At 41.5% G+C, this 383-nt stretch carries 1 protein-coding gene; it reads left to right on the plus strand.

The window, feature by feature from the left end; genetic code table 11:
* Nucleotides 1-12: 12 nt before the first annotated feature.
* Nucleotides 13-383, plus strand: a 371-nt coding sequence (locus tag B3473_RS06215) for a replication initiator protein A (RefSeq protein WP_293677948.1), incomplete at its 3' end; no start/stop codon positions are given.

The raw sequence follows: 383 nt of genomic DNA on the forward strand, positions 1-383 counted from the left end.
GGAGGGACAATCATGAAACGTATCACCGCTAATCACTATCAAACGTCAGAGCGTTATTATAAGCTCCCTAAACTCTTGTTTGAGAGTGAGTACTACAAGGATATGAAGCTTGAGGTTAAGGTCGCTTATGCTGTTCTAAAAGATCGTTTGGAATTGTCATTAAGTAGAGGGTGGATAGATGAAGATGGGGCTATTTATCTGGTATATTCCAACTCAAAACTCATGGCACTACTTGGCTGTTCCAAGTCTAAGTTGTTGGCTATTAAGAAAACGTTGCGAGAGTACGGCTTGATAGATGAAGTCCAACAATCTTCCAGTGAAAAAGGACGAATGGCCAATAAGATTTACTTGGGGGAGTTGGAACATGAACCTACCCCAGTCTC

The organism is Streptococcus sp. UBA632, assembly GCF_002300045.1.
Taxonomy (GTDB): Bacteria; Bacillota; Bacilli; order Lactobacillales; family Streptococcaceae; genus Streptococcus; species Streptococcus alactolyticus.